At 65.6% G+C, this 12,367-nt stretch carries 12 protein-coding genes; 2 read left to right on the forward strand and 10 right to left on the reverse strand.

Annotated elements, in window-relative coordinates:
* A partial coding sequence (gene tyrS / locus A2J02_RS15005; RefSeq protein ID WP_068050951.1) for a tyrosine--tRNA ligase occupies positions 1-768 on the reverse strand: 768 nt, incomplete at its 3' end.
* A 38-nt stretch (positions 769-806) separates the two neighbouring features.
* Complete coding sequence (locus tag A2J02_RS15010; RefSeq protein WP_068050953.1) at positions 807-1,451, reverse strand: DNA-3-methyladenine glycosylase; 645 nt, start codon at positions 1,449-1,451, stop codon at positions 807-809.
* Between the two features lie 80 nt (positions 1,452-1,531).
* Here A2J02_RS15010 and A2J02_RS15015 point away from each other — a divergent pair, with 80 nt between their 5' ends.
* Together A2J02_RS15015 and A2J02_RS15020 are read left to right on the forward strand one after the other, a co-directional pair.
* A complete protein-coding gene (locus tag A2J02_RS15015; RefSeq protein ID WP_068050938.1) occupies positions 1,532-2,263 on the forward strand; it encodes an ABC transporter ATP-binding protein in 732 nt (243 codons plus the stop codon).
* Positions 2,260-3,015 (forward strand): ABC transporter permease, encoded by a 756-nt coding sequence (locus A2J02_RS15020; protein ID WP_068050939.1) that lies wholly within the window; start codon positions 2,260-2,262, stop codon positions 3,013-3,015. Before A2J02_RS15015 ends, A2J02_RS15020 begins: the two co-directional genes overlap by 4 nt.
* 45 nt (positions 3,016-3,060) lie before the next feature.
* Here A2J02_RS15020 and A2J02_RS15025 read toward each other — a convergent pair whose 3' ends face one another.
* From A2J02_RS15025 to A2J02_RS15060, 8 genes are all read right to left on the reverse strand, one after another.
* On the reverse strand, positions 3,061-3,267 hold the full coding sequence (locus A2J02_RS15025; protein WP_037192601.1) for a Trm112 family protein: 207 nt from the start codon (positions 3,265-3,267) through the stop codon (positions 3,061-3,063).
* A gap of 86 nt (positions 3,268-3,353) precedes the next feature.
* Positions 3,354-6,374: an AMP-binding protein gene (locus tag A2J02_RS15030; protein WP_068050941.1), complete on the reverse strand. Its 3,021-nt coding sequence runs from the start codon at positions 6,372-6,374 to the stop codon at positions 3,354-3,356.
* A 105-nt stretch (positions 6,375-6,479) separates the two neighbouring features.
* Positions 6,480-7,928 carry an argininosuccinate lyase gene (gene argH / locus A2J02_RS15035; protein ID WP_068050943.1) on the reverse strand — a complete coding sequence of 483 codons (1,449 nt, stop codon included), beginning with the start codon at positions 7,926-7,928 and terminating at the stop codon, positions 6,480-6,482.
* Positions 7,925-9,124, reverse strand: coding sequence for an argininosuccinate synthase (locus A2J02_RS15040; protein ID WP_068050945.1), 1,200 nt, complete (start codon positions 9,122-9,124; stop codon positions 7,925-7,927). Before A2J02_RS15040 ends, argH begins: the two co-directional genes overlap by 4 nt.
* A gap of 51 nt (positions 9,125-9,175) precedes the next feature.
* A complete protein-coding gene (locus A2J02_RS15045) occupies positions 9,176-9,691 on the reverse strand; it encodes an arginine repressor (protein ID WP_037192611.1) in 516 nt (171 codons plus the stop codon).
* On the reverse strand, positions 9,688-10,623 hold the full coding sequence (argF, locus tag A2J02_RS15050) for an ornithine carbamoyltransferase (RefSeq protein WP_068050947.1): 936 nt from the start codon (positions 10,621-10,623) through the stop codon (positions 9,688-9,690). Before argF ends, A2J02_RS15045 begins: the two co-directional genes overlap by 4 nt.
* Entirely contained in the window at positions 10,620-11,825 is a 1,206-nt protein-coding gene (locus tag A2J02_RS15055; RefSeq protein WP_068050949.1) for an acetylornithine transaminase, read from the reverse strand. The genes argF and A2J02_RS15055 overlap by 4 nt, the downstream gene beginning before the upstream one ends.
* The coding region (locus tag A2J02_RS15060) for an amino acid kinase family protein (RefSeq protein ID WP_442971477.1) at positions 11,822-12,367 on the reverse strand (546 nt) is incomplete at its 5' end. The genes A2J02_RS15060 and A2J02_RS15055, both read right to left, overlap by 4 nt.

Raw genomic sequence — 12,367 nt, forward strand, 5'->3', positions numbered from 1 at the left:
GTACTGGTACCAGGCGTACGGGCTCGTCATCTCCGGGTCGAGCCACAGGCTGCCGCCTCCGGTGGATTTGCCGAATTTCTTGCCGTCGGCGGAGGTGACCAACGGAACCGTCATGGCGTGCACCGACTCGGCGTCCTGGCGCCGGTTCAGCTCCACCCCGGCGATGATGTTTCCCCACTGGTCGGAGCCGCCGATCTGAAGACTGCAGCCGTATTGCCTGCGGAGCTGCACGTAGTCGTTCGCCTGCAACAGCATGTAGCTGAACTCGGTGTACGACATTCCGTCGCTCTCGAGCCTGTTCTTCACCGTCTCGCGAGCAAGCATGACGTTGATCGAGAAGTGCTTACCGATGTCGCGAAGGAAATCGATCGCGGAAAGCTCCCCCGTCCAGGACAGATTGTTCACCACCACTGCGCCCGTCGGGCTCTCGTCCAGGTCGACGAACCGTTCGAGCTGACCACGGATACGCGAGGCCCACTCGGTGACGACCTCGGGGGAATTCATGGTGCGCTCCCCTACATCGCGAGGGTCACCGATGAGTCCCGTCGCACCACCGGCGAGGATGATCGGGCGATGGCCGGCCCGCTGGAAACGCTTGAGAGCCAGCAACGGCACAAGGTGCCCTGCGTGCAGCGAGGGACCTGTCGGATCGAAACCGGAGTACAGCGTGATCGGGCCCTCGGACGTAGCCTTCTTCAGCGCGTCCACGTCGGTAGACTGTGCGATCAGTCCACGCCAGGTCATTTCGTCGATGATGTTCTCACTCACGACGTCGATCCTCCCGCATGGACGCATCCAGGCGTCGGTCAGGCCTCCGAGCCACCGGGAGCGGCGGCGCGGGGACTGCGTTTGTAGCTCGACACCGCCTGCGACCCGATCACCCAGAAGCGCCACGGACGATCGGCCGCCGAACTCACCCCTACCCGTGGGCCGGATGCAACCGCCTTCTCGTTCAACGGGCGCTCGAGTAGTTCGAGGGTGACGGCCGACGACGCGTCGAACACGTCCGATCCGTTGTCCGCCAGCGAGACGCCAAGGGCTCGACCGAGATTTCCGGGCCCGCGGGCCCAACCGGCCTCGACCGGTGCGGACCGTGGACCGCGGCCGGCGCGCCTGGTCTCGACGACATGGTGACCGGCCACCACTTCACCCGCTCGAAGCAACACCGCAGCGGCCGTACCGTCCGGGCCGCAGCTCACGTTCACACAAAGATGCATTCCGTAGCTCAGGTAGACGTACAGACGCCCCGCAGGACCGAACATCACCTGGTTACGAGGGGTTGGGCCCCGGAAGGAATGCGCGGCCGGATCCGGCCATGGACCATCGAGTGGACCACCGTAGGCCTCAACTTCCACGATGCGCACCGACACGTCGCCCACGGTGACGGTTCCGCCGAGGATGCGTCGGGCTGCGGCGTCGGGTTCCCCGATCTCCAATTCAGCGACATTCATCGATCCCATGATGCTTCGCCCTTGACCACCGTGCGCCGACGGGGCTATGACTTCGACATCCGACAAGTCTGGAGGCCGCTATGGCGTTCACCTGTGAACACGCCGTCGAGATCACAGGGCTGACGGTTCGCCGCGGCAAGCGAACGGTGCTGAACAATCTGTCCCTGACAATCCCCCGTGGTGTCATCACCGGACTTCTCGGTCCATCGGGCTGCGGTAAGACGACTTTGATGCGATCGATCGTCGGCACTCAGATCGTCAGCAGCGGAACCGTGACAGTACTCGGATCGCCGGCCGGCTCGGCACCGTTGCGCCGCACCGTCGGGTACGTGACCCAGGCACCGAGCGTCTACCGAGCTCTCACCGTTCGCGAGAACGTGCAGTACTTCGGGTCGCTGTACGGTCGCCGGCGCGCGGACGTGGCATCCGCCATCGCATCGGTCGGGCTGGCCGACCACACGTCGTCACGGGCGGGCGAACTCTCCGGCGGCCAACTGGGGCGGGTCTCCCTGGCCAGCGCGCTGGTTGCCGAACCCGAGCTGATCGTCCTCGACGAACCGACGGTCGGCTTGGATCCCGTGATGCGCTCGGAGCTGTGGTCGCGTTTCGCCGATATCGCGGCAAGCGGCACAACGGTGCTGGTCTCGAGCCACGTGATGGAAGAGGCGGAGCACTGCAGCCGTCTCGTTCTGATGCGCGACGGCACCGTTCTCGCCCACTCGAGCCCGGACGCGCTACTCGCGCGCACGAACGAAACGACCCTCGATCGCGCATTCCTGTCCCTCATCAGATCCACCGAGGAGACATCGTGAACGCGCGGATCTACGCAGCCGGCACGGGCCGCATACTGCGACAGCTACGAGCAGACCATCGATCGGTGGCGATGGTGCTGCTCGTTCCGTCCCTGCTGATGGTGTTGCTGTATTACCTGTACCGAGACGTGCCGACCCCGCCTGATCAGCAGCCGTTGTTCGATCGGATCGCCATCACGATGCTCGGCATCCTGCCGTTCGTCGTCATGTTCCTGATCACGTCGATCTCGATGCAGCGTGAACGATCCTCGGGAACGCTCGAACGCCTGCTGACGACTCCGATGTCCAAACTGGATCTGCTCGCGAGCTACGGGTCCGCGTTCTCGCTGGCCGCCATCGGACAGGCGGTACTCGCATGCACCGTCGCGTTCGGATTTCTCGGGCTCGACATCGAGGGCTCGGTAGGTTGGGTACTGGTGATCGCAGTCCTGGGAGCGATGCTCGGGGTCGCCATCGGACTGCTGTGCAGCGCATTCGCTCGCACCGAGTTCCAAGCCGTCCAGTTCATGCCGGTGGTCGTGATTCCACAGCTGTTTCTGTGCGGACTCCTGGTGCCGCGCGACCAGATGCCGAACTGGCTGAGCACGATCAGCGATGTCCTGCCGCTGAGCTACCTGGTCGACGCGCTCCAGGAGGTATCCAGGTACCCCGGAGTCACCGGGCGCATGTGGACCGACATCGCCGTGGTCACGGCGTTCACCGTCGCTGCGCTGAGCGGAGCCGCCGCGACATTGCGTCGACGAACGCAGTAGTCGACGAACCCAGTAGTCGACGAACCCGGCGCGCGGCCGAGAGTTCTAGGACGTGGCGCGAGCCAGGATCGACTCGTGCTCGGCGTCGTCGACATCGCGGGCGTCGTCGGCGAGCAACACCGGGATGCCGTTCTCGATCGGATATGCACGCCGCAGTCGCGGGTTGTAGAGCAGTTCCCCTTCGATCAACAGCAGCGGGCCCTTGTCCACCGGGCACGCGAGTATGGAAAGCAGTGTCGAATCGATTGCCACAGGTGTCCTTTGCTCTGCTCCGGTCGAACCGGAGTGGTGTACTCGCTTACGCTACCGAACCCGTATTCTTCCGTGCCGACTCGTTCCTACGACGATTTTTCGGCCGCGGCCTCACGCCCGACGAACCGTTCGGCCACAACAGCTTTCGTCAATCGACGGTAGCTGTTCGACTCGGAGTCGTAGAACCACGAACGTGCACTCGGCGTCGGAATGCCGACCTTCTTCAACGCCGTCGCGGTCGGTCGGTACGCGCGTCCCACCGGAATCTCGGGCACCACGTGCACGATCGCCGGACGCTCGGTCGGGAGCAGCACTCCGAGTGCGTCCGTCAATGCACGAGCGGTGATCACCGCCTCCGGTTGCAGCGAGATGGCGCAGACGGCGACCTCGGTGGCCGACGCCTCGACGCGCACCGATCGTGGCCGATCGGATGTCACCCGCACTCCGTAGACCACGGCCGAATCGACCTGATCCAGGTCACCTACCGCATCGACGATCGGCTGGGTGTACACGGGACCGCACGCCGAGCGCACCACGGTGTCCTTACGGTCGACGAGCCAGTAATCGCCGTCGGAATCGCGGCGGAAGAGGTTCTCGGTGGGGATCCAGGCGTCTGTGGGCTCGAAGACTCCACGCATGACATGGCTGGTCGCTTCGCCGTCCCCGCTCGGTCGGCCGAGGAGCAGCCCGATCTCGTCGTCACGGCACTGCCGAACGAAACCGTCGTCGTCCTCTTCGAGGCGGCCGGTGATGGGGTCGTAGGCCGCCAACGCAACCCGTGCACTGCCCGGCAGCGGACGGCCTTTGGAGCCGATCTTCGAGCCGGCCACATTGGCCAGGATGACGTCGTTCTCGGTGGATGCGTAGAACTCGAGCACCCGAGCCGGGCTGAACCGCGCCAGCGTGCGACGCCACAGCCCCACCGGCATACCGGAGCCGATGAACAGGCGCACCGGGTGGCCGGAGTCGACCGGGAACCGGCCATCGTCGAGGATCTGCCGCATCATCGTCCAGGTGTAGCTCACGACGGTGACGCCGTAGCGATACACCTCTTCGCTGAACCGCTCGGGCTCGAGACCACGGGAAAGTGCGATGCGTGACCCGCCCGCAAGCGCACCACCGATCGTGACAAGAATCCCGGCCGAATGATGGAGCGGGGCAAGGCAATAGACAGTATCGCCGGGTCCGAGCGCGGCCGTCGTCGCGGTACCGAACGCCGACAACGCCCAGCGATGATTGGTGATGTATCGCGGTTCGAGACCGCGATCTGTGGTCGTGAACAGGATCATCGCCAGTTCGCGGGCACGACCGGGATCCGGCTCGTACCACTGAGGCAGACGCACCGCGTCGGGATCGATGGCCTCGAGATCGACCACCTCGTAGCCGGACGGGATGTCGAGGCGCCGAGTCTCACCGCCGCCGAGCACCAGGACGTTCGGCGCCACCGGGACCGCCGCCGCAGCGTTCTCCGGATCGGCGATCACCGTGTCGACGTCGACGGTTCGCAGGGCTGCGGTCAGGTCGCTGCCCGGCTGCAGCAGAACAGGTACGGCCCCGATCCGCGAGAGCGCCGCCATCGCGGCCAATGCGCTGGGACGAGTCTCCATCAACACACCGATGCGCGACGCGGGTCGCACCCCGACACTGATCAGTCCGCGCACCACGTTGTCGATGCGGACGTTGACAGCGTCGTAGGTGTGCACTCGGTCGTCGAACAGGAAGCACTCTCCGTTCGGAGACTTACGTCCCTGCTCGGCGATCAAGCGGCCCAACGAGACTCGACTGTGCGGCTGCATCTGCCCGAGGCGGGCGAGCCTCGGCAACGTACGCACGGCCTCGGAAGAGATCTCGCGGGTACCACGCACTGCGCCGGTCGCCGCCGATGCCAACCCGCGGCCGACACCGACGCCCACCTCTGCGATGGAGGCAGCAGTGTGGATCAGGCGATTGGTGATCGACACGCCGCTGTCGGAATCGCCGTGGTCCTCGCGCTCCATCACGCGGACCGCCTCCGGCTTCGGCCCGAGGTCCTCACGCCACCGAATCCAGTTTCCCGTCGTCGGCCAGGTCTGCGCAGCCGCGGTACTGCCGACAACCAAGCCGAAATGACCTGCACGCAAAGTGGTTTCGAACACCTGGGCGCGCGGAGCTGCGCGCTGAATGCCGCGCACGGCCAACGGTTGACCGATGTCGTCGACTTCGCCGACGAAGGCGAGCACGGGCACGGTGAGCTCGGCCAGGGTCAACAACCTGTCCTTGATGACGAACCCGCCGGTCATCATGCGGTTGTGAACGACGAACTGCTTCAACAACTCCGCAACGGCCGGGCCGGACCACGCCACCCACCCGTCCATCGCCAGAAAGCGTCGCTGCGGCTCGCGCGGCAACAGCGCCTCACGGTCGTGAAGCTGACGCAGAAAATCCACTCGCGATCGCACGGTCTTCGCCGGATCGAGCAACTGGAATCCCGTCCGCGCCATCCACCCCGACACAGCGAGCCGAGTGAACACATGGTCGGCGAGGAACTCCGCTCCCCGCGTCGCCACGCCTGCCGGAATCCCGAGCGGCAGACCGGCGAGAGTGTCGACCGGAGCTCCGAACGTGATGAGGCTGGCCAGATTTCGGCCACCTCGGTAGGCGGCCGCCTGGTAGCAGAACATGCCACCCTGAGAGTAGCCACCCAGGTGGACGTCGCGACCGGTGTGCTCGTGCACCTTGTCGACGACCTCGCTGATCGCCACGACGTGATCGGCGAGCGTACGGCCCCATCCACCCTCTTCGGTATCGGGTGACCCGAAATCGACAACCCACGGATCCAGACCCATGCCGTGCAGAATTCCGGCCGCACCTTGGTCGGTGGTGACGTCGTAGACGTCCGCGGAGACCATCATCGGCGGAATGAGCACCACCGGGGGACTGTCCGCGGGCACATCGTCGGGGAAATACCGCCGAAGCCGATACATCGGCTCGCGATCCATCACTCGAAACGGCGACGGATCCACCTCGGTTTCGAGCCCACCCAGACGAATGACCTCGAGACCGTTCTGGGCTGTGGCGATGGCACGCCGCAGTGGTCCACGTACGGCATCTGCATTCAGTCCCACCAATACACTCCTGCGTTCGGCCCGACGGAACGACCGGCATCGGTCTTCGCGTGACGAAAGCTTCTCACATCACACTCGAGGAAACCGGCGTGGATATCGATTGCCCTCTCAGTGCCGCAACACCGGTTCCTCGGCCCACGCACGCAGGGTCGCGGCAGTCGCCCGCACTCCCCCGAGCTGATGAGCAACCTGCACGGCGGCCGTCCCACCGCGGGCATCGCGCGACGAGATGGAACCCTGCACCGTGAGCACCTCACGAACGGCCGGAGTGAGGGACGAATCGATCGCGGCCAGCTCGTCGTCGGTCAGATCCACCAGCCCGACACCTCGCGCCTCGGCCGCACGAACGCAGGCTCCTGCAGCCTCGTGAGCAACGCGGAACGCAATCCCCTGCCGCACCATCCATTCGGCGATATCGGTGGCGAGCGTGAACCCGGCCGGTGCCAGCTCGGCCATGCGTTCGGTGTGGAACTCGAGCGTCGCCGTCAATCCGGTGAGCGCAGGCAGCAACAGCTCGAGTTGCGCCACCGAATCGAACACCGGCTCCTTGTCTTCCTGGAGATCACGGTTGTACGCCAACGGTTGCGCCTTCAGCGTGGCCAGCAGACCGGTCAGATTACCGATCAAGCGGCCGGTCTTTCCGCGAGTCAACTCCGCGACGTCCGGATTCTTCTTCTGCGGCATGATCGAGCTGCCGGTCGACCACGCATCGGCCAGTGTCACGTAGCCGTACTCGGGCGTGCTCCACGAGATGACCTCCTCGGCGAATCGCGACAGATCCACCGCCGTCATCGCCAACACGAAGGCAGCTTCGGCGGCGAAGTCGCGTGAGGACGTGGCGTCGATCGAGTTCTCGGCGGACGAGTCGAACCCGAGCTCGGCTGCGATCTTTTCCGGACTCAGCCCCAACGACGAACCGGCGAGAGCACCGGAACCGTACGGCGACACCGCCGCTCGCGTGTCGAAATCCGCGAAGCGCTGCACATCGCGCAACAACGGATGGGTGTGCGCGAGCAGATGATGCGCCAACAACACCGGCTGCGCGGCCTGCGAATGGGTCTTGCCCGGCATGACAGCAGTCGGATGCGCCGCAGCCTGGGTGGCCAACGCGTCGACCACATCGAGTACGCCCACCGACACCCGGCGGACGGCGTCGCGCAGCCACATGCGGAACAGCGTGGCCACCTGATCGTTCCGCGACCGGCCCGCACGCAGCCGGCCACCGACCTCGGGTCCGACCCGGTCGATCAAACCGCGCTCGAGGGCACCGTGCACGTCCTCGTCCGATTCGGCTGCCACGAACTCACCGGAGGCGACGTCATCGGCGAGTCGTTGCAAGCCGTCGAGCATGGTCTCGAGGTCCTGCGGGGTGAGCAGTCCGGCACCGTTCAGCACTCGGGCGTGCGCCATGGATGCGCGGATGTCGTACGGCGCGAGGACCCAGTCGAAGTGCGTCGACCTGCTCAACGCTGCCATGGCGGCGGCCGGCCCCGATGCGAATCTGCCGCCCCAGAGCGAACCTTCGTTGGTTCCGTGTGCGGTCTCCGAATTCGTCACAGGCCCAGGTCCCTCTTCGCGGCGATCTTCGACGACAATCCGTGCAGCTGAACGAATCCCTTGGCCGCGGACTGGTCGAACGTGTCGCCCTCGTCGTAGGTGGCGAGATTGAAGTCGTACAGCGACTCGCCACTGCGGCGTCCGTTGACGATGATCCCGCCCGCGTGCAGAACCAGGCGAATATTGCCGGAGACGTGCTCCTGCGTGTGCTCCACGAACGTGTCGAGAGCACCCTTGAGCGGGGAATACCACAGGCCGTCGTACACCAGCTCGGCCCACTTCTGGTCGGTGTGGCGCTTGTAGCGACCGAGTTCGCGCTCGAGGGTCACGTGCTCGAGCTCCTCGTGGGCGCGGATGAGCACCATGGCACCGGGTGCCTCGTAGATCTCACGACTCTTGATGCCGACGAGCCGATCCTCGACCACGTCCAACCGGCCGACACCCTGCGCTCCCGCACGAGTGTTGAGCTCCTGGATCGCTTCGAGCACCGAGACCGGGCGACCGTCGATCGCGACCGGGCGACCCTTGTCGAACGAGACGATCAGTTCGTCCGGAGCCTGGAAGTTGACCGTCGGATCCTCGGTGTAGTCGTAGACGTCCTTGGTCGGCGCGTTCCACAGGTCTTCGAGGAAGCCGGTCTCCACCGCGCGTCCCCAGACGTTCTGGTCGATAGAGAACGGCGACTTGGTGGTCACGTTGATCGGGATGTCGTTCTCCTCGGCGAACTTGATCGCCTTCTCGCGCGTCCACGCGTAGTCGCGAACCGGTGCCAACACCTCGAGCTCGGGGGCGAGGGTGTTGAAGCCGACCTCGAAGCGAACCTGGTCGTTGCCCTTGCCCGTGCACCCGTGTGCGACAACGGTTCCGCCGTGCGCCCGCGCGTTCTCCACGAGGTGCTTGACGATGAGCGGACGACTGATCGCCGACACGAGGGGATACCGATCCATGTACAGCGCGTTGGACTGCACGGTCGGCAGGCAGTACTCGTCGGCGAACTCGTTCCTGGCATCGACGACGACGGATTCGACTGCGCCGCAATCGAGTGCGCGTTGGCGCACGACGTCCATGTCCTCGCCGCCTTGCCCCAGATCGATGGCGACGGCAACGACCTCCTTGCCGGTCTCCCTGCCGATCCAGCTGATGGCGACGGAGGTGTCGAGTCCGCCGGAGTAGGCGAGGATGACGCGTTCGGCCATGGTGTTCAAGCTCCTTCGTTGTTCTTGATGCGCATGATGGGTAACCGGATCTCAGTTACCGCGTCGAGCAAGCTTTTCGATCTTGTCCGCGACCTCGCCACCGGTGTGTGGCTCGCGGGCGATCAACAGAATCGTGTCGTCACCGGCGATGGTCCCGACGATCTCCGGCATCGCAGCACGGTCCAGAGCGCTGGCCAGGTAGTGCGCCGCGCCCGGTGGCGTGCGAAGGACGGCCTGGTTCCCACTGTGATCGGTGGACACCAACAACTCCCCCAGCAACTTCAGGAGTCGGTCGGTGCCGCCGGACACTCCCCGGACCGGGCTGCCGTCCTCGGGCACGACGTACACCCCCACTCCACCGTCCGGCGCGCGCAGTTTCACGGCACCCAGTTCCTCGAGGTCCCGCGAGAGGGTGGCCTGAGTGGTGTCGATCCCCTCGGCTGCGAGCAACGACGCCAGCTGCGGTTGACTGCGCACCTGATGGGTGGCCAGCAACGCGATGATCCGTGCCTGCCTGCCCGCGCGGGTCGACGCGGTCAACGGCACCGCAGTGACGTCTTCGCTCATGGTCGTCGGGCCTGTTCGAGGAGCCACACAAGCAGTGCCTTCTGCGCGTGCAGGCGGTTCTCGGCCTCGTCCCAGACAACACTCCGGGGGCCGTCGAGCACCTCGTCGGTGATCTCCTCGCCGCGATGTGCGGGTAGGCAGTGCAGCACGACGGCGTCCGACTGGGCCTTGGAGAGCAGGTCCGAATCGATTCGATACGGCCGGAACGGTGCGACGCGATCGAGACCGTCGTTCTCCTGGCCCATCGACGTCCAGGTGTCGGTGACGAGCGCGTCGGCACCGGCCGCGGCCTCGACCGGGTCCTCGGTGAAGGTGATGGTGGCCCCGGTTTCCTCGGCGCGCGCATGCGCCGCGTCGAGGACGTAGCCGAGCGGCGCAAATTCCTTGGGCGCAGCGATCCGCACGTTCAGCCCGGCCGTCACTCCGCCGATGAGCAGCGAGTGCGCCATGTTGTTGGCACCGTCACCGAAGTAGGCCAAGGTGCGCCCCTGCAGATTTCCCTTGTGCTCGATCAGGGTCTGCAGATCCGCCAGAACCTGGCACGGGTGGAACTCGTTGGAGAGGGCGTTGACGATCGGAATCGTTGCGCCGGTCGCCATCTGCTCGAGCCGCTTCTGCCCGAACGTGCGCCACACGACCGCCTCGACGTAGCGCGAGAGAACCCGCCCCGTGTCCTGCAGCGTCTCCTCACGCCCCAGCTGGGTGTCGCGGCCCGTCACCACCACGGCATGACCACCCAACTGCGCGATGCCCATCTCGAACGAGAAGCGGGTCCGTGTCGAGTTCTTCTCGAAAATGACGCCGACCCCCTTGGGGCCCTCGAGCGGACGCTTCGAGAACGGGGCACGCTTGAGTTCGGCTGCCAGAGCGAGGATTTCACCCTGCTGCGCGGGCGTGATGTCGTCGTCCCGGAGGAAATGCTGAACGGTCATGGCTGATGAGCCTCCTGTGCTGCGTCGAGAATTGCCGGTAACGCCGTCACGAACGACGCGGCTTGCTCTTCGGTGATGATCAACGGTGGTGCGAGCCGAAGCACGTCGGGCTGGGCCGCGTTGAGGAGGAAGCCCGCCTCGCGCGCGGCGGCTTCGGCCGCCGGTGCGACGGCGGCGGTGAGGACCACGCCGAGGAGAAGGCCCGAACCCCGAACATGGCTCACCAGAGGGTGATCCAGATTCTCGATGGAGTGTGCGATGGTCTTGCCGATGCTGTCGGCGTGCGAGAGCAGGTCCTCGTCGGCGATGGTGCGCAGCACGGCCAGAGCCGCCGCCGCGCATACGGGGTTACCACCGAACGTGGTGCCGTGCTTGCCCGGATGCAGCAACTCCCCCGCCGCTCCGATGCCGATGCAGGCCCCGATGGGCAGGCCGCCGCCCAGACCCTTGGCGAGCGTGATGACGTCGGGCACGATGCCGACCGACTGGTGAGCGTAGAACCAACCCGTTCGGCCGATACCGGTCTGCACCTCGTCCAGGACCAGCAGTGCGCCGTGCTTCGCGGTGATCTCACGGGCGGCGAGAAGATATCCCTCGGGTGGAACCACCACGCCTCCCTCACCCATGATGGGTTCGAGAAATACTGCGGCAGTGTCCGAATCGACGGCGGCTTCCAGCGCGGCCACATCGCCGTACGGAACGTGTTGCACGCCGGCAGGCATCGGCTCGAACGGGATCCGCTTGTCCGGCTGACCGGTCAGAGCGAGAGCACCCATCGTCCGTCCGTGAAACGACTTCTCCGCCGCCACGATGTTGGGACGGCCGGTCAGGCGAGCGATCTTGAACGCCGCCTCGTTGGCCTCGGTTCCCGAGTTGCACAAAAACACCCGACCGGTGGCCCCGGCACCGAGCTGCGCGAGCAGCTGCTCGGCCAACGCGATTCCGGGTTCTGTCGCATACAGATTCGAGGTGTGCCCGAGGGTGGACAGCTGAGTGGTGACCGCCTCGATCACCGCCGGGTGGGCATGTCCGAGGATGTTCACGGCGATGCCCGCGAGCAGGTCCAGATACTGCTTTCCGTCGGCGTCGGTCACCACCGCGCCCTCGCCGCGGACGAGCGCCACGCGCGGAACACCGTAGTTGTCCATCAACGAATTCGACCACCGCTGTTGCAGATCGAGGGTGGACTCGGTGCCGGTCATGGCGTGACTCCTGACGTGGAAGAGTGATCGGGGGTGACCATGGTGCCGATTCCCTCACCGGTGAACAGCTCCACCAGCACGGAATGTTCGACGCGACCGTCGATGACATGAGCCGACGGAACGCCGGCTCGAACCGCCCGCAGGCACGCTTCCATCTTCGGCACCATCCCGGCGTCGAGTGAGGGCAGCAACGCCTCGAGCGTGGACGCGTCGATCTCGGAGGTCAACGAGCTGCGATCGGGCCAATCCGTGTACAGGCCTTCGACATCGGTGAGCACCACCATCTTCTCGGCACCGAGGGCACTGGCGAGCGCCGCTGCCGCAGTGTCGGCGTTGATGTTGTGGACGACGCCGTCGCGGTCGGGCGCGATGGTGGACACCACCGGAATACGTCCTGCGGCAATGAGATCGAAGACCGCGGCAGGATCAACCGACGTGACGTCGCCGACGAGACCGATGTCGGTCTCGGTGCCGTCGACCAGCACGGTGCGACGCGTCGCGGTGAACAGGTGCGCATCCTCACCGGAAATTCCGACGGCATA

Source organism: Rhodococcus sp. EPR-147 (assembly GCF_001647185.1).
Lineage (GTDB): Bacteria > Actinomycetota > Actinomycetes > Mycobacteriales > Mycobacteriaceae > Rhodococcoides.

Excerpts from the sequence above, each read along its gene's own strand:
- A2J02_RS15010 (WP_068050953.1), bottom strand. The coding sequence starts at position 1,451 with ATGAATGTCGCTGAATTGGAGATCGGGGAACCCGACGCCGCAGCCCGA.
- A2J02_RS15015 (WP_068050938.1), top strand. The coding sequence starts at position 1,532 with ATGGCGTTCACCTGTGAACACGCCGTCGAGATCACAGGGCTGACGGTT.
- A2J02_RS15040 (WP_068050945.1), bottom strand. The coding sequence starts at position 9,124 with ATGGCCGAACGCGTCATCCTCGCCTACTCCGGCGGACTCGACACCTCC.
- A2J02_RS15045 (WP_037192611.1), bottom strand. The coding sequence starts at position 9,691 with ATGAGCGAAGACGTCACTGCGGTGCCGTTGACCGCGTCGACCCGCGCG.
- argF (WP_068050947.1), bottom strand. The coding sequence starts at position 10,623 with ATGACCGTTCAGCATTTCCTCCGGGACGACGACATCACGCCCGCGCAG.
- A2J02_RS15055 (WP_068050949.1), bottom strand. The coding sequence starts at position 11,825 with ATGACCGGCACCGAGTCCACCCTCGATCTGCAACAGCGGTGGTCGAAT.